20 protein-coding genes and 1 pseudogene are annotated in these 19170 nt (G+C 67.4%); 7 read left to right on the top strand and 14 right to left on the bottom strand.

Annotated elements, in window-relative coordinates; all coding sequences use genetic code 11:
- Positions 1-27 precede the first annotated feature (27 nt).
- Together ACFVMC_RS14515 and ACFVMC_RS14510 are read left to right on the top strand one after the other, a co-directional pair.
- The gene (locus tag ACFVMC_RS14515) at positions 28-603 is read left to right on the top strand and encodes a putative glycolipid-binding domain-containing protein (protein WP_379210325.1); all 576 of its coding nucleotides are present in this window, start codon (positions 28-30) and stop codon (positions 601-603) included.
- Positions 604-680: 77 nt separating this feature from the next.
- Entirely contained in the window at positions 681-839 is a 159-nt protein-coding gene (locus tag ACFVMC_RS14510) for a hypothetical protein (RefSeq protein WP_379210323.1), read from the top strand.
- A gap of 6 nt (positions 840-845) precedes the next feature.
- On the opposite strand, the gene ACFVMC_RS14505 is transcribed toward ACFVMC_RS14510, so the two are convergent.
- From ACFVMC_RS14505 to ACFVMC_RS14475, 7 genes and pseudogenes are all read right to left on the bottom strand, one after another.
- Positions 846-1991 carry an acyl-CoA dehydrogenase family protein gene (locus ACFVMC_RS14505; protein ID WP_379210321.1) on the bottom strand — a complete coding sequence of 382 codons (1146 nt, stop codon included), beginning with the start codon at positions 1989-1991 and terminating at the stop codon, positions 846-848.
- Positions 1992-2108: 117 nt separating this feature from the next.
- Positions 2109-2525: pseudogene (locus ACFVMC_RS14500) on the bottom strand (MgtC/SapB family protein); the annotation flags it as partial.
- A gap of 255 nt (positions 2526-2780) precedes the next feature.
- The gene (locus ACFVMC_RS14495; RefSeq protein ID WP_379210319.1) at positions 2781-3404 is read right to left on the bottom strand and encodes a TetR/AcrR family transcriptional regulator; all 624 of its coding nucleotides are present in this window, start codon (positions 3402-3404) and stop codon (positions 2781-2783) included.
- Between the two features lie 58 nt (positions 3405-3462).
- Positions 3463-4785, bottom strand: a complete 1323-nt coding sequence (locus tag ACFVMC_RS14490; RefSeq protein ID WP_379210317.1) for a pyridoxal-phosphate dependent enzyme — start codon at positions 4783-4785, stop codon at positions 3463-3465.
- Positions 4785-6221: an alanine racemase gene (locus ACFVMC_RS14485; protein ID WP_379210315.1), complete on the bottom strand. Its 1437-nt coding sequence runs from the start codon at positions 6219-6221 to the stop codon at positions 4785-4787. The genes ACFVMC_RS14490 and ACFVMC_RS14485 overlap by 1 nt, the downstream gene beginning before the upstream one ends.
- Positions 6218-7483, bottom strand: coding sequence for a heavy-metal-associated domain-containing protein (locus tag ACFVMC_RS14480; protein ID WP_379210313.1), 1266 nt, complete (start codon positions 7481-7483; stop codon positions 6218-6220). Before ACFVMC_RS14480 ends, ACFVMC_RS14485 begins: the two co-directional genes overlap by 4 nt.
- The gene (locus tag ACFVMC_RS14475) at positions 7480-8724 is read right to left on the bottom strand and encodes an aminotransferase class V-fold PLP-dependent enzyme (RefSeq protein WP_379210311.1); all 1245 of its coding nucleotides are present in this window, start codon (positions 8722-8724) and stop codon (positions 7480-7482) included. The genes ACFVMC_RS14480 and ACFVMC_RS14475 overlap by 4 nt, the downstream gene beginning before the upstream one ends.
- Positions 8725-8884: 160 nt before the next feature.
- On the opposite strand from ACFVMC_RS14475, the gene ACFVMC_RS14470 reads away from it, so the two are divergent.
- Positions 8885-9316 (top strand): pyridoxamine 5'-phosphate oxidase family protein, encoded by a 432-nt coding sequence (locus ACFVMC_RS14470; protein ID WP_379210309.1) that lies wholly within the window; start codon positions 8885-8887, stop codon positions 9314-9316.
- A 16-nt stretch (positions 9317-9332) separates the two neighbouring features.
- Here the strand turns inward: ACFVMC_RS14470 and ACFVMC_RS14465 are convergent, their stop codons facing one another.
- From ACFVMC_RS14465 to ACFVMC_RS14450, 4 genes are all read right to left on the bottom strand, one after another.
- Entirely contained in the window at positions 9333-9767 is a 435-nt protein-coding gene (locus tag ACFVMC_RS14465; RefSeq protein WP_379210307.1) for a CBS domain-containing protein, read from the bottom strand.
- Between the two features lie 173 nt (positions 9768-9940).
- The gene (locus ACFVMC_RS14460) at positions 9941-11215 is read right to left on the bottom strand and encodes a PucR family transcriptional regulator (RefSeq protein ID WP_379210306.1); all 1275 of its coding nucleotides are present in this window, start codon (positions 11213-11215) and stop codon (positions 9941-9943) included.
- A gap of 146 nt (positions 11216-11361) precedes the next feature.
- A complete protein-coding gene (locus ACFVMC_RS14455) occupies positions 11362-11577 on the bottom strand; it encodes a hypothetical protein (protein WP_379210304.1) in 216 nt (71 codons plus the stop codon).
- Between the two features lie 219 nt (positions 11578-11796).
- The gene (locus ACFVMC_RS14450) at positions 11797-12594 is read right to left on the bottom strand and encodes an SAM-dependent methyltransferase (protein WP_379210302.1); all 798 of its coding nucleotides are present in this window, start codon (positions 12592-12594) and stop codon (positions 11797-11799) included.
- A gap of 322 nt (positions 12595-12916) precedes the next feature.
- On the opposite strand from ACFVMC_RS14450, the gene ACFVMC_RS14445 reads away from it, so the two are divergent.
- Both ACFVMC_RS14445 and ACFVMC_RS14440 read left to right on the top strand, forming a co-directional pair.
- A complete protein-coding gene (locus ACFVMC_RS14445; RefSeq protein ID WP_379210301.1) occupies positions 12917-13138 on the top strand; it encodes a DUF397 domain-containing protein in 222 nt (73 codons plus the stop codon).
- 89 nt (positions 13139-13227) lie between these two features.
- On the top strand, positions 13228-14115 hold the full coding sequence (locus ACFVMC_RS14440) for a helix-turn-helix domain-containing protein (protein WP_379210299.1): 888 nt from the start codon (positions 13228-13230) through the stop codon (positions 14113-14115).
- A 408-nt stretch (positions 14116-14523) separates the two neighbouring features.
- Here ACFVMC_RS14440 and ACFVMC_RS14435 read toward each other — a convergent pair whose 3' ends face one another.
- Together ACFVMC_RS14435 and ACFVMC_RS14430 are read right to left on the bottom strand one after the other, a co-directional pair.
- Positions 14524-14751 carry a hypothetical protein gene (locus ACFVMC_RS14435; RefSeq protein ID WP_379210298.1) on the bottom strand — a complete coding sequence of 76 codons (228 nt, stop codon included), beginning with the start codon at positions 14749-14751 and terminating at the stop codon, positions 14524-14526.
- Positions 14752-15219: 468 nt separating this feature from the next.
- Positions 15220-15702, bottom strand: coding sequence for a DUF2599 domain-containing protein (locus ACFVMC_RS14430; protein WP_379210296.1), 483 nt, complete (start codon positions 15700-15702; stop codon positions 15220-15222).
- Positions 15703-15968: 266 nt separating this feature from the next.
- On the opposite strand from ACFVMC_RS14430, the gene ACFVMC_RS14425 reads away from it, so the two are divergent.
- A complete protein-coding gene (locus tag ACFVMC_RS14425; protein WP_379210585.1) occupies positions 15969-17144 on the top strand; it encodes a lipase family protein in 1176 nt (391 codons plus the stop codon).
- A gap of 294 nt (positions 17145-17438) precedes the next feature.
- The gene (locus tag ACFVMC_RS14420) at positions 17439-18836 is read left to right on the top strand and encodes a lipase family protein (protein WP_379210294.1); all 1398 of its coding nucleotides are present in this window, start codon (positions 17439-17441) and stop codon (positions 18834-18836) included.
- Positions 18837-18846: 10 nt separating this feature from the next.
- Here the strand turns inward: ACFVMC_RS14420 and ACFVMC_RS14415 are convergent, their stop codons facing one another.
- Positions 18847-19056, bottom strand: coding sequence for a hypothetical protein (locus ACFVMC_RS14415; protein WP_379210293.1), 210 nt, complete (start codon positions 19054-19056; stop codon positions 18847-18849).
- Positions 19057-19170 lie beyond the last annotated feature (114 nt).

The raw sequence follows: 19170 nt of genomic DNA, 5'->3' as shown, positions 1-19170 counted from the left end.
CGCGAGAGTTTCGGGCATCATGGTGCGATGTTCACGCCGCTGCCGCCCTCGGCGGCCTGGTCGCATCGACTGGCACGCACCGGGTTCGAAGTGACCTATTTTCGCGAGGAGCAATCCGGATTCCTGATCGAAGGCTGTGCGACCGCGGCCGAGGACGATCTGGTCTGGATCATCGACTACCGACTGCGTCTCGATCAGGACTGGCACACGCGCTCGGTTCGGATCGACGGCCGCTACCCGACTGCGCGGCGCACTCTGACCGTCGACGCTGACGGGCTCGGGCACTGGCGGGTCGACGGGGTGGCCGCGCCCGAGCTCGACGGGTGCCTCGACATCGACCTGGCGGCTTCGGCATTCACCAACGCCCTACCGGTGCACCGGCTCGATCTGGCCGTCGGTTCCGCCGCCGACGCTCCCGCGGCGTATGTCGCGGCGGAAGATCTCACAGTGACTCGTCTGCCCCAGCACTATCGGCGCCTGCCCGCCGAGACCGGCCACCGCTACGACTACGCGGCTCCAGCATTCGACTACCACGCCACTCTGACCTACGACACCGCCGGGTTGATCGTCGACTACCCCGGTCTGGCGGTACGCACGGCTTGACCGGTGGGGACACAGGGAACGCCGCTCCGCTCGCGCCGGTTCGGCAGGTGCCGGTAACCACGGGTGTTTCGTGCGGTGTGACAGGAGCGCCCCTGGCCCGCATCGAACTACAGGCCGTGTTCGCTCATCTCGTCACCCGCTTTCCGGCATTGCGATTGGCCGTTGCGGTCGAGCAGCTGAGAACCCGTCGCGATGTTCTCACCGGCGGCCTGCTCGAACTTCCTGTGAGCTGGTGACCGGCCCTAGAGCGAGCGCGCGATGAGATCCTTCATGACCTCGTTGCTGCCCGCGAGGATGCGCAGGACGCGGGCGCCGGTGTAGAGCTGGGAGATGGGGTATTCGGTCATGTAGCCGTAGCCGCCGAACAGTTGCAGGCAGCGGTCGACGACGACGCCGAGTTGATCGGTCAGCCAGTACTTCGACATGGCGGCGGTGGGGATGTCGAGTTCGCCGCGCAGGTGCTTGTCGATGCAGTCGTCGAGGAAGGTGCGGCTCACTGTGGCGATGGTCGCGCATTCGGCGAGTTCGAACTTGGTGTTCTGCATGGCGAACAGCGGCTTGCCGAAAGCCTCGCGGCCCTTGGTGTATTCGACGGTGAGCGCGACCGCCTTCTCCATCATGGTGACCGCGAGGATGCCGGTGACCAGTCGTTCCTGGGCGAGCATCTGCATCATCTGATAGAAACCCTGGCCCTCGGCCGGTCCGAGCAGGTTGGCGGCGGGCACGCGCAGGCCGTCGAAGAACAGTTCGGCGGTGTCCTGGCCCTTGCCGCCGATCTTGCTGAGGATGCGGCCGCGTTCGAATCCGGGGGTCTGGTCGGAGACCTCGGCGAAGATGAGTGAGACGCCCGCCGCGCCCTTGTCCGGGTCGGTCTTGGCGGCGATGATGATGCCGTCGCAGAGCCAGCCGTTGGAGATGAAGATCTTCGAGCCGGTGATGACGTATTCGTCGCCTTCGCGGACCGCCCGGGTCTTGATGGCTTGCAGGTCCGAGCCGGTGCCCGGTTCGGTCATGCCGATGGACAGCACCATCTCGCCGCTGGCGGCCTTGGGCAGGATCCGGCGCTTGAGTTCCTCGGAGCCGAAGTGGTGCAGGTAGGGCGCGATGATGCCGCTGTGCACCGACATGCCGAGCGAGCCGTCACCGGCTGCGGTCTGGGCTTCGATGATCGCCGCCTCGTGCGCGAAAGTGCCGCCGCCACCGCCGTATTCGGCCGGGATGGACGGGCAGAGCAGGCCGAGCTCGCCCGCCCGGTTGTAGAGGTGGCGATCGGGGTGGCCCTGGGTGACGAACTTCTCCTCGTGCGGGACCACTTCCTTCTCGAAGAAGGTCCGGGCGAGTTCGCGTACCGCTTCGACCTCGTCGTCACTCCACACCGCGCGTGCCATTGTGCTCGATCCTTCTGCTCGATCCGTCCGGCCCCGATGCCGGTCTACGACACAGGTTCCACCACTGTTGGCATCATGTCAACAACTCGGCGCGGCGGGCTGCTATTCGCGGCTTTCCGGGCGCTTGTCCACCGCGCGCCCGGCCGCGCGCAGGGCGATATTGACCGCCACCACGGCGACCGTGCCGCAGGCGGCGACGTCCAGCATGCCCGCGCCCGCCAGCGCCCCGACGGCGGCCGAACACCACAGTGTCGCAGCGGTATTGAGGCCACGCACAGTGAGACCGTCGCGAATGATGACACCCGCGCCGAGGAAACCGATACCGGAGACGATCTGGGCGGCGACCCGGGTGGGATCGGCGACGGCGCCGTGGAAGCCGTGCGCCGAGAGCAGCACGAACAGCGTGGCCCCGGCGGCGACCAGGGCGTTGGTGCGCAGGCCCGCCTCCCGGGCCCGGTATTGGCGTTCGAAGCCGATGACGGCGCCGAGTCCGACGCCCGCGAGCAGGCGGATGATCATTTCTACTGTCGACATGACGTATTCCCCAGGAGTGGAGCGCACCGTCGAGCAGCGATCAGCCGTGGGTGCCCACTGCCGAGGTGACGCCGAGTGAATAGCTGGCTATCGGGAAGATCGGACTGTTTCCGCCGGGCATCCGGCTCACCTCCTTCGATCGGGCACGCGCCAGGGCGCGCGGGGGCAGAGTGCGGGCCAGTCAACCACCTGGCGGAAGAGTTCGCAAGGCAGTTCCTCGGTCGATCAGGTGCCGCGAGCACGGCACGGGCGTCGCTACTTGTAGATCGACCGGTACACCGTGATCGTCGCGACAATGTGGTCGACGATCTGCTCACGGCTAGCCCGCAGCGATCCGTTCAACCAGGCGGAGAACATGCCCGCGTTGCCGCTGGCCATGGTGACCGCGGCCAGCCGGCGCCGGGTCGGGTCCTCGATGTAGGCGAACAGGTGGTCCTGGATCAGCCGGGTGAAGGCGGGCATGACGGCGATGGTGGTCTGACCGAGGCCGGTGCTGGAATACGGCTCGACCAGGAACAGCCGGGACTTGCGCGGGTCTTCGAGCACCTTGTCGACCAGCACGTCGGATAGCTCGCGATCGCGGGCGGGATCGTTGGCCTCGGCGAAAGTGGTCATGGGCCCGAGGAATTCGTCGGCCACCTGCCGGTAGAGCACGTCGAGCAGTTCGTCGCGGCTGCCGAAGCTCTCGTAGAAGTACCGGTCGGTGAGATTGGCGCGGCGGCACACCGCGCGCATGGTCACCCCGGCGGCGCCGGACTCGCCGATCAGGTCCAGCGCGGCCTCCAACAGCGTGGCGCGGCGCGCCTCCCGCCGCTCGTTGAGTGTGGTCCCACCCCAGATGCGGGGGCCGCTCTCGCCTGATTCCTGGCCTGTTTGCACCGCACTACAGTAGTCCCCTCGGCGGGGTGATCCCGCATCACCGGACGACGCGGCCCGCTCACGCCCCTCGCTCCAACGGCAGCCCGGCATCGCGCCAGGCGGTGATGCCGCCCTCGAGGGTGGACGCGTCGTAGCCGTCGCGGCGGGCCAGCGCGGCGAACCGGCGCGAGATCTCGCCGACCGGGCAGACGAAGACCACCGGCCGCGAGCGTGGGAACGGCATGCCCTGGGTGAGCATGTCGTCGAGGTGGTCGTCGCGAATGTTCAACGCGCCCGGCACATGTCCGATCCGGTAGGCCATGGCGCCACGGGTGTCGACGACGACCGGGCGTCCGGTCTCGTCGAGCCGGGCCAGCTCCGGCGGGGTGAGGGTGGGCGCCGCCGCGAGTTCCGCGGCAGTGGGGGGCGGGCGGCGATCGCTGCGCCCGAACCGCTCGGGGCGTCGCTTCTCCAGGTAGGACAGGTAGGGCTCGAGCCGGTCGCACACGATGACGACCGCGACCAGCGGCGCGTCGCGCCCGGAAAGATCCAGAGCGCCCAGCGTTTCCAGGGCGGCGGCGTAGGCGGCGCCGCTGGTGGGCCCGCCCAGCACGCCGTATCCGGTGATCAGTTCCAGGGTCGCGTCCACCGCGCGCCCGGCCGTCACGGTCACGATGTGGTCGTAGAAGTCGGGCTGGAACAGGCCGACCTCCCACATCTCGGTTTCCGAGCGGATGCCCGGGATGAAGTCCGATCGCTCGGAGACCACGGCTACCGTGCGCAGGTCCGGGTTGTGCTTGCGCAGGTAGGTGGCCGCGCCGCGGCTGGAACCGGTGGTGCCGAGGCCGCCGATCAGGTAGTCGACGCGGTGGATGCCGTCGGCGGCCAGGTCCTCGTGGATCTCCCGGCCGGTGCCCAGGCAGTGCGCTTCCACGTTCTTCTCGTTGGTGTACTGCGAAAGATGGTGGTACGCACCGGGTTCAGCGGCCATCGTGGCTGCGATGACGGAGTACACGTCGTTCGGTGTGGTCGGGTCCGGGCATTCGGACAGTCCGGGCAACTCCACGATCTCGGTACCCAGTAGCCGCAGCAGATCGCGCACCTCGGCCACCTTGATCCGATTGGTCACCGCGCGCAGTTCGATACCGTGCAGCCCACCCAGCACCCGCAACGCCTTGGCGGTATTGCCGCTGGAGGCCTCGATCAGGCGCTGCCCGCCGGCGCGCAGGTGGTCCAGTTCCTCGCGGAGCATGCCCCAGGCGACCCGGTCCTTGACCGAGCCGAAAGGGTTGTGCGACTCCAGTTTCGCGTACAGCTCGACTCCGGCGAGCCGGTGCACGGCCGGGTCCAGGCGCAGCAGCGGAGTGTTACCGATCAACTCGGTGATGTGGTCGTAGCGCATTACGGCGCTCCGGTGTGGGGCGCGCGGCGCCGCGGTTCGTAGTCGCTGTCGTGGCACACCTGGAAGCTGCCCGACCGCAGGTCCACCGCCAGCTTGTCCGGCAGCGGATGCATCGCGGCCCGCGCGGCCGACAGATCCGAGTGGTAAGCGGCGGTGTTCGGGAAGATCACCAGGTCGCCGGGCTGCGGGTAGTACGGCAGCCACACCTTGTGATTGGTGATCATGTCGCGTTCCAGGCACAGTCGCCCGGCGAAGAACACGCCCACCGGACCGGCCGGGCGGACTCCGCCCGGCAGCACCAGCGGGTCGACCATGACCTCCTGGTCGGCCGGTGTCACCGAATCCCGGCTCAGGTCCAGATTCACCAGGACGGTGCCGTCGGCGAGCTCTTTGACGAACACCACGCGCGCCAGAGTGATCCCGGCGTGGTCGACCAGCGCCTTACCGGGTTCGATCCACAGCTCGAGCAGATTGTCGGCGGCGAGCCCGGCCACCGTGCGGCCACCGTGCCCCGCCAGCGGGGCGGTCAATATGTCGTCCAGCATGCGGTGTGCCGCAACGGTGTTCGCGTACTTGTGGAACACCGGTGTGCCGTGCACGGCGCCGCCGTCGATGTGATAGCCGAAGGTATTGTTCGCCCAGGTCATCGGTTCACCGCGCCCGAGCAGCGCCGCCCGCAGCGCGCGCACGTACTCGTCGAAGGCGTCGGCGTCGGCGGTGAACACCTGACGGAGTCCGCCACCGATGTTCAGCACGGACGGGTTCAGCCCACGTTCGTGCGCCCGCTCGATCAGCGTCAGGCAGGTCTCGACGGCGCGCACGCGTTCGGTGATCTCGCCGGAGTCGATATGAAAAGCGAAGCCCCGCAACGAGAGCTGGGCCGGTTGCGCGGCGAGCAGTTCGAGGGCCTCGTCCACCTGCTGTGGCGGCAGCCCGAATCGGCTCACCGGAATGCCCGCAAATCCGGAGACTCGCAGCAGCACGGGGACGCGCTCGCGGTCACCGGCCAGCTCACCGATCCGGCGCAGTTCCCACGCATTGTCGACATTGATGGTCACGCCGCTGTCGATGAGATCACGCAGGAACCCATCGGTCTTGGGGCCGGTGGCCTCGATCCGGCTCGCGTCGAACCCGGCCGCGCGGGCGTGGGCCAGCTCCTGTGGCGAGGCGACATCGATCGAGGCGCCCGCGTGCTCGGCCGCGCGCACGAAGGCCCGGGATCGATTCACCTTGTGCGCGTAGCAGATTCGATGCCCGGGCAGCCGCTGCTCCAGCACCGTGCGCAGCCGCTTCAGATTCTCCGCGTACACCTGCGGGAAGACCAGGTGCACCGGTGAACCGAACCGCAGCAGGGTCTCGTCGATGGCGGCGCGGGTGTCCAGGAAGGCGCGGACCAGCGGATGGATCTTTGCGGGCAGCGCGGGCAGAGCTGTCATACCGCGGATTCCGTCGGCTGTGCGGCGGGCCGCTCCAGGACCGGGTTGTAGCCGCCGTCGCGGATGGCCTCGAAAGCCCGTGCCCGATTGCGCGGACTGCGGAACTCGGCCACCACCCGCTTGCTGAGCAGGTCGATCTCGGCGACGGTGATCCCCATGGACTCGAGCACACCGGAGATGGTGCGCACACAGTGTTTGCAGTTCATATCCGGTACATAGAAGATCCGGTCCTCGCCGGTGACAGGAGTGTCGGCGCCGAGTTCGTCGAGTTCGCCGGGGACCTCGGCGATCCGGCACCGCGCGGCCAGCTGGTCGAACACCGTGACGAACTCCTCGACTACCACCGGGAGCAGACTGTAGTGCGCGCCGCCGAGCTGATGCGGCATGGCGGCCAGGCAGGCGGGCCGGGTGCCGGCGGGAAGCAGCGCGTATTGGCGGGAGATGAGATCGAGCTCCTCGTGGTACTTGGCGATGGCCGCGGCGACCGACAGCCCCTCGCTCGTGGTCGCCCGGCGCATGACCTGGTGCGCGTCATCGATGGTGGCGTCCTTCATGGCGCGCAGGGTCGCCACCGTCTCGGCGGTGTAACGGACGGTGCCGTCGGGCTGGGCGGCGAGAGTCACCGGGATCATGCCGCGCCGGTAGGTGGAGGCCTGCAACTCCCAGTACCACCGGGTGGCCACGGCGGCGAAGAGGCCGGAATCCCGCATCCCGTGCGCGAATTCGGCCGCGCCGCGGTACGGCGTCTGCCGGGCCAGCAGGGCATGCTGGGCCAGCGCGCGACCGGTCGCCTCGATACCGACCCGGAAGATCTCGAGCGGATCGTGATCGGTGGTGGTGCCCGCCAGTACCGCCTGTTCGCGCGGCCCGAGCGCCGCCATACGCCGCGCGAGGTCGGCGTCGGAGGCGATGCTGTGCCACAGCGCCAGCGCCGTCTCGCGGACCGCGATCGGCACCAGCGGTCCGAGCCCGTCGGCGCGATAGTGGCCGGTGTTGGGGACACCGTCGCTGTCGGTCCAGGTGATCCGATGCGTGGCGCTGGTGACCTGGTACGGCCGGCACGGGCGCATGAACCGATCCAGGTACAGCCGCTGGGAGTAGGTGAGATGGCTGTTCGGCTCGGTTCTCAGGGCGCGGGCGGTGTATTCGATCCGCGGCGGTTCGGGCACTGCGGGCCCGGTGCCGAACACTCCGGGCTGTGCCAGCGCGGCCAGCACGCGGGACGCGGCCCGCCGGTCGTAGCGAGGCATATCGGTACTCACGAAACCTCCTCGGCGATCGTCCGCACGCACGCGGTGAATCGGTCGATCTCGTCGCGGGTGTTGTAGACATGCGTGCTGACCCGCACGGACTCGGAGTCGGCGCCGGGCGCGCAGTGCAGGCCGGTGCGCACCAGGAAGCCGAGCTCGCTGAGGACGAAACCCAGGTCGGCGGCGCTGATTCCGGGCAGGGTGAACGAGAGGATGCCGTAGCCGACCGCGCACGACGCGTAGGCCGGACCCGGCAGGAATTCGCACCCGGGCACCCGGCGCAGCCCGTCGATCAGGCGCAGCGTCAGCTCGCGATTGTGCGCGGCGACGACGGTCATGTCCAGTGATTCCAGCACTTCCAGTGCGCTGCCCAGGGCGAGGATGCCGGGGATGTTGTGCGTACCGCCCTCCAGCAGTTCCGGCATGCCGCTGCGTGTCAGGCCGGTGCCGGTGAGCCGGACACCGGAGCCGCCGCCGGGCAGGAACGGCAGCAGCCGATCGTGAATCCGGCGGTGGCAGTAGAGGATTCCGGTGCCGGGCGCGCCGAACATCTTGTGCGCGGCGAAGACCGCGAAGTCCGCGCCGAGCTCGGTGACATCCACCGGCAGGTGCCCGCCGCTCTGGCTGCAATCGAAACACAGCAGCACCCGCGGATCGAGCCGGCCGCGCAGTTCCTCCAGCGTGGTGCGCCCCCCGTACACGTGATGCAGATGGCTGGTGGTGATCAGCCGGGTGCGCGGGGTCAGCGCGGCGAGAATGTCGGCGATGTCGGCCTCGCCGGTGGCGGTGCTGCGATAGGCGACCAACTCGATCCGGCGGCCGAAGCGCGCCAGCAGGTCGCGCAGATGATGCCAGGGATAGATATTGGAGGCGTGATCGCGGGGGTTGTAGAGGATCTGGTCGCCGTCGGCGAGTTCTGCCAGGCCCCAGGACAGCGCGACCGCGTTGAGCGCCGCGGTGGCGCCGGCGGTGAACACCACCTCGTCGGGGTGGCGCGCGCCGATGAACGCCGCGGCACGGGCCCGCACCCGGGCCAGGCGCGCATCGAGACTGGTGGCCCACGGGTAGGTGCCGCGCCCCGCGTTGGCCGTGCGCGCGGCGTGGTAGTCGTGGATGGTCTCGATGACCGGACGTGGTTTCTGGGTCGTCGCGGCACTGTCGAGGTAGACCTCGCCGGTCCGGGCCAGCGCGGGGAACAGGTCACGGATCGACTCGGGGAGCTGCGGCGCTCGGGTGGGGGCGGATGGCGGCAACGAACGCTCCCTTCACAGGATGCGCATGGACCCAACCAGCTTATCCGTCCCGCCGCGTCCGCAGGTCCGACTCGTTCGCAGTTCTGTTGGCGTGCAGCGATTGTCGTGCGCGTGGCGCGTGCTCGGCGGATCTGTCGGTGCCCCGGTGCATCCTGGTGGCATGCCTCTGAATCCGGAAGAGCGTCAGCAGTTTCTCGCCGAGCCCCATATCGGGGCGCTGTCCCTGTGTGCCGAACCCGGCCGGGGCCCGCTCACCGTGCCGATCTGGTACCGGTACGAGCCGGGCGGCGAACTCTGGTTCGTCACCGGCGCGCAGTCGCGCAAGGCGCGGTTCCTGCGGGAAGCGGGTCGCCTCGGTCTGCTGGCGCAGCGGGTCGCGCCGACCGTGCGCTATGTGTCGGTGGAAGGTCCGATCGTCGGCGTCACGGACATGACCGAGGACGAGCACCGCGAGGTGGCCGCCCACTATCTGCCCGCCGATCAGGTCGACGGCTATCTGGAGATCGCCGCGGGCTTCGGCGCGATGATCACCGTGCGCATGCGCCCGCAGCGCTGGCTCTCGTCCGATCTGGGCGGCGGCGACCAGTACTGAGACGGCGCGGCGGCGATCAGTATCTGCCCTGGATGTATTCGGTGAGCTGCTGGCGCTCGCTCGCCAGTTCGGAGATCGCGCTCTTGACCACGTCGCCGATGCTGACGATGCCGATCAACCGGCCGTCCTGCACCACCGGCAGATGCCGGATCCGGTGTTCGGTCATGGTGGTGCGCAGCCCGTCGACGTGGTCGGCGGGCGAGCAGGTCCGGACCGCGCGGGTCATGATGTCCGATACCGGGCGGTCGAGCACCTGCGCGCCGAACTCGTGCAGCCGGCGCACCACATCGCGTTCGGAGACGATGCCCGCGATCTCGGCGTCGTCCGGGGTCACGACGACCGCGCCGATATTGTGCTCGGCCAGAATCCCCAGCAGGGTACGAACGGTGGTCTCCGGTGTAACCGTGGCTACGGCATTACCTTTCCGACGCAATATCTCCGCTATGCGCACTGTCTCGCCTCTCCGCGTTCTTTGCCGGTCGTGAGAGCCCCGCGAGTTCCTGACCGGGTCGGCGGTCAGGCATCCGGCTGGACTTCGGGCGTACCCGACGAGTTACCCATGCTCTCGCGAAATCAGTTGGCGAGTTTCCGAATTCGCGTTGCATCTCGGCAACGATCTTCGACTCAGAGCCTCCGTGCGACCGTGCGGTCCAGGTCGCGGGCGAGCAGCGCGATCGAGGCCTGCGAGATGCCGGCCGAAGTGGCCAGATCGATGGTGGTGAGCTGGGCGATACGGCGCAGCCGGTAGTCGACGGTATTCGGATGCACATACAGCTGACGTGCGGTCAGCTGGCGGTTCATGTCGTTGCCGAGGTAGGCCCGCATGGTGTCGAAGAGTTCGGGATGCGCGTCCAGCGGGTCGAGCGCGGTGGCGATTCGCCGGGTGGCCGGGCCGCCGCGGGTCAGCTGATACTCCACGGCGAGATCGGCCATCTCGTAGAGGGCGGGGGAGCGGCCGCCGACCCGGACCAGATTCAGCAGCTCGTGCGCTTGATCGGCCGCCTCGGGAATCTGATCGGTCTCGCTGGTGACCAGGGTGGCGGTCAATGGGACCTCGGCGGCCTCGGCCAGCCGATCCAGGGTCTCGGCGGTGACCTCGGGGACACCGTCGCCCTGCGGGACGAGCAGGGTGCCGCCCTTGGTGGACAGCAGCGCCAATGCGCGGGAATCGAAGACGGTGGCCAGCGCGGACTGGAGCCGGCGCAGCTTGCGTCGTGCGGCGACCTCGGCGTCCACGCGTGGATCGCGTTCGTCGGGATGCTGCGGAACCGACAGGGCGACCACGTGATACGACTCGGCCACCGGTATTCCCGCCTGGCGGGCCAGCGCGGAGCTGCCGCGCCCGCTGAGCAGAGCCGAGGCGAGAGTCTGGGCTGCGGTCTGGTGTTCGCGCGCGACCAGGTGCTGTTCCTCGACATAGGCGTCGGAGACGGTGACGGTGATGGCCTCGAGCAGTTCGAGCATGAGATCGGAGGCGACCAGGAGTTCGTCGACATCGTCGGCCTTGGCCTGCGCGGTCACCAGGCCCAGCGCGATGCGCACGCCCTCGTGGTAGGCGCGCAGGATGGTGCCCAGCGGCACTGCCTCCCGGGCCCATTGGGTCGCTGCCTCGCGCACTTCGGTCAGCCGTTCGGCGTCCGGGACGGCGCGCCGGTCGAACATCTCGGCGGCCAGCGTCAGGACTGTTCGGGTCAGTTTGGTGACGTCGCCGCGCAGTTGCTCACCGGGCAGCGTGCGGCACGGAGCCATACAGGTGGCGAAGTAACCGACCATTCGCGATGCCACCCGATCGGTGTTCTGCAGCGGGACCGAGGCGGGCCGGCCGCCGATCTCCAGTGCCGCAGCGGGTAGTTCGGTGGACAAGTCCAACGCGGAGAAGGTCATAGGTGTCGCTTCCATGCCACATCGGACGTAATCGAACCGCGCCCGAATCGTTGCATCACTATACGAAAAAGTTATGAACGTAGGGAAGCTTCCGTGGGATCCGCGGGGGCGTGCGGCATCGCCGACAGCCGGGTTGCGCAGGGCGTCGGGCGACTTCGGGGCTACTCGTCGTCCAGGCCCGCGGACAGGTAGGCGGCGGCCGCCAGCCACTGGCGGCAGGAGGGGCCGTGCACCTCGTGGGTGAACAGGATCTCGCGGGCCCGGCGGTAGGTGAGCGCACCCGGCTCGCTACCGCATTCGGACCCGAAATCGGTAGCGGGTAGGCGCGCGTGGTGAGCGGCCGTGACCCGGTGGGTAGTTCGGAATGCCTGGTTCATGGTCGACCACCCTCGCCTCTGCCGAGAGGGGAGGTGAATGTGGCACCGCGGGAACGAAACTCCCGCGTACCTCCCCGTTAACTGTGCGTTCGATTTTATGCGTCTGCGCCTTGCAGATGCAAGTACATTTGCACGGTCGACGGCACCGCCGAATATTCACCAGCGCATAAGAAAAGACAGTTCCGACCGGTTGGTCGGAACTGTCTCGGCGAACCGAATTCAGGGCTTCCGGGCGACCGCTCCGTAAGCGGAAATCGGGCGGGCCGCACCGACCTCGGTGTCCTCGGCGCGCCACTGGGTGATGGAGACGAATCCGGGGTCGATCAGTTCCAGCCCATCGAACACGGCGCGGATCTGCTCCTGCGGCCGCGGAATATAGGGCGTGCCACCGGTTCCCGAGTAATTCTCGCAGAGCGTGACATACGCCTTGCTGTCGTCGGTCCCGTCCCACATGACCAGGAAGCTGTTCGACGGAACGGCCGCCAGCACGGTGTCGACGATGCGGCGCAGGTCCTCGTAGCTGCGGGCGTGGCCGAGCACCCCCATGAACATGACGCCGATCGGCTCCTGGAAGTTCAGTACGTTCTTGGCATCGGCGATGATGCGCTCGGGTTCGTGATAGTCGACGTTGACGTAGGTGGTGACGCCCTCGGGGGTGGTGCTGGTCAGTAGCGCGCGCGCGTGCGCGAGCACCAGCGGATCGTTGTCCACGTAGACGACTCGCGCTGTGGGCGTGATGCTCTGGGCCACCTCGTGGGTGTTCTGCATGGTCGGCAGGCCGGTGCCGATATCGAGGAACTGCGAGATGCCGCGTTCGCGCGCGAGGAACTGTACGGCCCGGATCAGGAATTGCCGGGACTGCGTGGCCATGGTTCTGATGTCGGGGTCGACCTCCAGCCCGGCATCGCCGGCGATGCGGTCGATTTCGTAGTAATCCTTGCCGCCCATCCAGTAGTTCCAGATGCGGGCCGAATGTGGGATGTCGGTCCGAATCAGGGGGGCATCGTCATCAGGCATGGCGGGTGTACTCCTCAGCGAGTGATGTCCGCGCGGCGCGCCGAAAATGGCTGTCGCGAACGGCTGGTGTATCCGATGTGCACTGTGACAGTACAAGATTCAAGTTGGCCGAGCAGCGCGGATTGCCGAGCTGAACACGCCTTTTTCGAGCATGGCTAAAATTACCGCGAAAAAGCCGACCGGTAGGTATGAAAAACCCTGTGCGCCATGGTGAACTTCGTGCTATCGTCCGAATGTCGGTGCAAATGCAAGAACATTTGAGAGTGCAGATGCAAAACCGGCATCGAAGGATCTCTACACTGCGGAACCGAGGAGTGGGGAAATGTCCGACACGACACGCACGATCGAAAGCGCTTGGCGTAAGAGTTCGTTCAGCGGTCCCAGCGGCGGTAACTGTGTCGAACTGGCGCAGGCATCCGGCGGCCTGGTGGCCATGCGCAACTCGCGTGACCCCGAGGGTGCGATGATCTTCTACACCCGTCCGGAGATCGACGCGTTCGTCCGCGGGGCGAAGGCGGGAGAATTCGACGACCTGACTTGCTGAGCGGTAACATTGCGGTCGGTGCGGTGTGTCGTCGGGCGGTATGTCTGTGACACACTGGTGGGCAACCTCGAGTATCGGAGACGAACTCCATGATCGCAGAACCCGATAACGTCGACTCGGTGCAATCGGTTGCCGTGGAACGTGGTCCGACCGTGCTTCGGATCGCGCTCGGCGGGCAATTGCGAAAGCTCCGGGAACGTCGCAACATCACCCGCGAGGCCGCGGGTGATGCGATTCGGGGCTCGCACGCCAAGATCAGCCGTCTCGAACTGGGCCGCACCGGCTTCAAAGAACGCGATATCCGAGATCTGCTGACGCTCTACGGGATCACCGATCCCGACGAACGAGAGCGATTCCTGGATCTGGCCAGGCGGGCCAACGAGCCCGGCTGGTGGCATCGCTACAGTGACCTGCTGCCGTCGTGGTTCGGCACCTACCTCGGTTTGGAGCAGGCGGCGAGCAAGATCCGTACCTACGAGGCGCATTTGGTGCCTGGGCTGTTGCAGACGCCCGACTATGCGCGGGCCGTGCTGTCGCTCGGCAGCGACGACGCCGATACCGAGCGTCGCGTCGCCGTGCGGCAGCATCGCCAAGAGTTGCTGTATCGCACGGATCCGCCCGTGCTCTGGGCCGTGATCGACGAAGCCGCGCTGCACCGTTCGGTCGGCGGGCCCGGCGTGCACCGCGATCAGATGCGGCACCTGGTGAAGCTGGCCGCGCTGCCGAATGTCACCGTCCAGGTGTTGCCCTATGCCGCGGGCGAATACGCGGCAGCGGGCAGTTCGTTCAGTATTCTGCGCTTCTCCGAACGCGAGCTGCCCGACATCGTCTACCTCGAACATCTCACCAGCGCACTGTATTTGGATCGCCGGCAGGATCTGGAGACGTATCTGGCGGTGATGGATCGGCTGAGCGTCCAGTCGCTGGCGCCGGACCGCTCCTTGGATCTGATCGGCGAGTACGCGGCCGGTTCGTGACCTCCTCGAGACTCACACAGCGTTCGCACCCCTCGGGTGCGAACGGCGTGCAATAAGACGAACGCAAGAGTGCGGGCGACCGGTTCGGTCGCCCGCACTCTTGCGTTTGTGTGGTCGTCGTCGACGCGAGAATGCCCGTGTCTTGGCCGGATTCGGGTCGGCGAACGACACTGGTCCGACAGTCGGGTGAATTGTCCGTTATTCCAGCATGTCCCGGCACGCGGCGGGGCGAACCCGAAAGCGTGCCGGGACATGGGAACTGTGCGATCCACCGGTTAGCCGGCGACGGTACGGCCGCGGGCCGGGTGACGGCGGCAAAGACCTCTGTCGGGTGGCGCGAGGTCGGCGGTACACCCGAAAGGTACTGCGGCACAGCGGTGTTCGACCGCGGCCGCCGCAGGAGGTCGGCTACTGCTTGATGCAGATGGAGGCGATGCGCCAGAACGTCGATGGCTGCAGGACGTTCATATCCCAGTCGTCTGCCATGGCGTGGGCCGTGGAAACGATCCGATCGATATCGAAATCGTTCCTGGTGGCGGCGCCGGTGGACTCGACGGCATCGATGACGAACGCGACCGCGGTATCGCGTGAATGCGCTGCTTTTCGGTGGCCGCTGTGGGCTGGCAATGTGCTCATTGTTGTACCGTTCGCTGGCTGGTCGGCCAATGCGGTATCGGCGAAACCGACCCGGCCGCCGAAATATGGTTGGTTCATTCGAACGCCCCTCTGGTATGGCGGCAGCGAACCTTTGGCAACATTACCGTCGGCTCGCTCATGCGGCCTCCCCTGGTTGTCCCCTGTAAAGCCCTGCCGGTTGAGTTTAGGGCTGGTGGCCTTTCAGATGCAAGTACATCTGCACTATCGATTGCATTCGCCCGACCCGCTTTTCACGATTCTGGGCGCGTTTCGCAGCGTCCCGACCGGGTGGTTTGGTTGACCGAATCGAGACCTGCGCGCGCACCCGCTCCCACCTGCGCGGTGCGCGCGGGGTTCGGCTCGTCCGGGCCGGTGTGCCGGGGCCGCGTCGGGGCGGCAGGGTGGATTGTGCGAACGGCGGGGGAATTCCCCGCGACACGAAAAATATTGGTTATTTCCGAGTTACATTCAGCGTTCGGGACCGCCGGGATTGCAGGTGGCATCGACGGTGGCTTGATATCCGACAGCGGGCCGCCAGGGCTCCAGATTCCAGCTCGGTTTGTTCGGCTGCACCAGCCGGGCCCACACCCAATGGCACACGAATTGATCGCGCATGCCCGGTGCGTCGGCGTCCGGCGCCGCGGCCAGAATCTCCTGCCAAGCCCGTTCGTCGGAGCGGGGATAACTGGTCCTGCGACCCGCGGGCGAGGGAAACACCAGCAGTCGCGCCCCGTCCACACCGGTGGTCCATTCGACCCGATCGATCAGGGCGACGCCGGCATACGGATCGACGGTGGGCGTCGGCGAAACCACAGGCGACACCGTGGGCGTCGTCGTGGCGGCGACGGTCGTCGAAGCCGGCGCGCCCGCCGGATCCGTCGCGCCGCCGCATCCTGCCACCGCGACGACACCGGCCGCCACCGCCAGCCGCGACCACAGGTGATGAGCCACAGGACCTTCCTCTCTGTCTGTCCTCGAGCCTAGCCATCGGAGCTCCGGTGCCGCGTATCCGACCGGGGACGGCCGGTGGGCCGACCGCACAGGCCGAATCGGTCAAACTTGTGAATTGCCAACATAATCGTGGTGCGCTCTGCCGCCCGGCGACCGTGATGTTTGAAGATGATCACGAACGTTGGACCAGGGAGAGGCTTACGTCGATGGGTACAGCCCTACGTTCGAGAAGAAGTAGAAGCCGACTGTCGCGAGTGGTGGGTGCGATGGTGCTCGGTGCGCTGATGGTGCTCGCCACAGCGCAGGGCGGGAACAGCGCGCCGTTGTATCCGGCGCCCGATCCGGATCCGTTCTACGCGCAGTCGCCGGATCTGGAAGACAAGGAGCCGGGCGAAGTGCTCGGCGTGCGCGCACTGCCGCCGCTGGCGATCTTCCCGGACACCACGGTCACGCAGGTGCGGTTCCGGTCGACCAATTCTCTCGGCGAGCCGATCGTCGCCACCACCACGGTGCTGACGCCGAACGCGCATCGGCCCGACGGCCCGCTGCTGTCCTTCCAGCACATCATCAACGGGCTCGGCTCGGAATGCTCGGTGTCGCGGGTGCTCTACACCAAGGACCCGAACCTCATCGTGCGCGAGGCCCCGGGCTGGAATGTGCTGCTCCAGCGCGGCTGGACGGTCGCACTGCCCGACCACCTGGGCCCCCAGTTCGCCTACGGCGCCGCCAAGCTGGGCGGGCAGATCACGCTGGACGGCATCCGCGCGGTGAAGAACGTGCGGGAACTGCGGGTCGAGAAGAGCCCGACCACCATGATCGGATATTCCGGTGGCGGTATGGCCACCGCGTGGGCGGCGGCGTTGCAGCCGCGCTACGCGCCGGAACTGGAGATCGCCGGCGCCGCCATGGGCGGCGTGCCGATGAATCTGGTGAAGATGATGGAGGGCCTGGGACTGAACGCGCACCCGGTGTTCGGGCTGGCGCTGGCGGCGGGGCTCGGCCTGGAGCGGGAGTATCCGAAGCGGTTCCCGCTCAGCGATCAGCTCAACGACCGCGGGCTGGCCGCGCGCGCCGCGATGGCCAACAGCTGCACCAACGACATCCTTGCCGCCGGCGCGGGGCGCGGCGCCATGGACTTCGCCAAGACCACCTCCATGATCAACGACGCGGACGCCCGCGCGGTGGTGGAGGAGAACAGTCTCGAGCTGTACGACGGCGCGCCCACGATCCCGGTCTTCGAATGGCATTCGCCCATCGATGGACTGGTACCGGTGGACGCGATCGTCAACACCAACCGGCACTGGTGTGCGGAGGGAGTTCGGCTACAGGCCGAGCAGATCCCGGTGCCCGATCACCTCACCGCGGCGGTGCTGGGCATCCCACAGGCGCTGGGCTGGTTGGACGCGCGTTTCCGCGGGGAGCCCGCGCCGAGCAACTGCTGAGCGCGCCCGGAGGCGATGGTCACCGGATCAGGGCGGTGGCCTTCGCTCAGGTGACATGCGCAAGGTACGCGGATCCCGGTCGTATGAGCCGTGATTCGCGTACTTTGTTGCGATTCGGCCGCAGGGCGATGGAGGCTGTGCTCGAAACGGACATTCGGGCACCCCGGTGCGGCTAGCCTGAGTGTCCTGTGCCCGGTTTCACCGGGGCATTTCGGGGGGCTGGTACCGCAGAGATCCGAAAGCCGCGACATTCCGGGTGGCAGGGACACTGCCGTCCACCCAGGGGTTCGTGCTATGAGATGTTCGCGCGCACTGCTTTTCACCGCGCTCCTGTTGTGCCCGCTCTTCGCCGTTCCGGCCACCGCGCAACCGCCCGCGCCGCCGCCGTTTCCAGCCGTTCCGAATATCTCCGGGAGCTTGCTGCCGGGATTGCAACAGTGGATCGATCAGGTCATCCCGCCGCCGCCGGTCGATCCACCGGTCCGCCCCAACGCCCCCGAGCTGGTCGAATCCGCGGGCGGCACACCGGGGTTGGACGCGCTGTGGCGGGCGACGCTGCCCAGCGATGTCGGCGATCCGATCTTCGATGCCTGGCCGGTGAATCTGGAGGCGTACGCGCCCGGCGAGGTGATCGAGGTGCGCGACGTCACCGCGACCGCGGGCGTGCTGGTCCTGATGCCGTTCCGGCAGGCGCTGATGCTGAAGTACCGCACGACCGACGCGCACGGGCGCCCGTCGTTCGCCACCGCGACCCTGGTGATTCCGGTGGGTGTCTGGCCCGGTCCGGGGGATCGCCCGGTCCTGGTCAACAATCTGCCGATCGACGCGCTCGGCCGGGACTGCACGCCCGGCTACAGCCTGGCCCATGGGCTGGCATCGGAGATCAGCGTGACCGACTATCTCCCGCCGACCACCCAGCTGGCGTTGCTGCGCGGATACGCGGTGCTGATTCCCGATCATCAGGGTCCGTGGATGGCCTATGCGGAACCGTATGTCGCCGGGCACGCGATCCTCGACAGCATCCGGGCCGTGCGCAACCGGTTGCCGGCGGAGTTCGGCGCCAGCGGCTTCGCGCTGCACGGCTATTCCGGCGGGGCGATCGCCACGCACGGTGCGGTGAAGCTGCTGGCGGAGTACGCACCGGAGCTGGACGGGGTGGTGGTCGGCGCGGCGCTGGGCGGTGTCCCGGCCGACTACGAGATCCTGGCGCGCAGCATGAACGGCAATCTGGCCTCGGCGGTATTCATGGGTGCCACCTTCGGGGTGGCCCGGGAGCGGCCGGAGATCCTGGGCCGGATGAACAATCTCGCGCGCTGGGTGACCACCTCTCCGGTGAAAGACCTGTGTATCAGCGTGTTCGCCACGGCCGGGGTGCTCATGCTGCCGATCGATGTCGCGGCGAATTTCCCGGATCCGCTGCACTCGGAGTTCGCGGCCGAGGTGTTCCGGGTGACCCGGATGGCCGGCCGGAAATCCGCTGTGCCGCTGTATATCTACAACGGCGAGCAGGAGTTCTGGATCCCGGCGGAGGGAGCGCGGAATCTGTATCGGGAACAGTGCGCGCTCGGTGCGTCCGCGGTGTATCGCAGTGTGTTCGGTGAGCATGTGATCGGTGCGGCCGTGGGCTATCCGGAGTCGGTCGTCTGGCTGGACGAGCGGTTGCGCGGGGTCCCGGCGCTCAGCGAATGCTGAAGCGCCGCGCCTACTTCCGGGTCATGACCGTGCGGGCCACGGGGCCGGACCAGCCGCAGGGGAGGTCGCAGGTGGCCGAGATGGTCACCTGCACCTCGCCGGTACGCACCGAGGGTGCGTGGGTTTCGACGGCTCGGGCCGGATATCCGCAGGCCGGGCACTTGCCGAAGTAGTTCAGTATCTCCTTGACGACCGTGGTCGGTTCGTCTCCTCCAGTCATGCTTCGAGGTTAGGTGTTTCGAACCCTTTTGTGCTCTGGATCACAGTGGGTTCTGTCAGTCTCACAACGCTCCGCGCGAGTCGTGGTAGCAAGTGACAAGATGGCCGTCATTGT

Origin of the sequence: Nocardia sp. NPDC127579, from assembly GCF_042672005.1 — a bacterium.
Classification (GTDB): domain Bacteria; phylum Actinomycetota; class Actinomycetes; order Mycobacteriales; family Mycobacteriaceae; genus Nocardia.
Note: the sequence above shows the minus strand (reverse complement) of the source record. Positions and strands in the feature narration are given on the sequence as shown.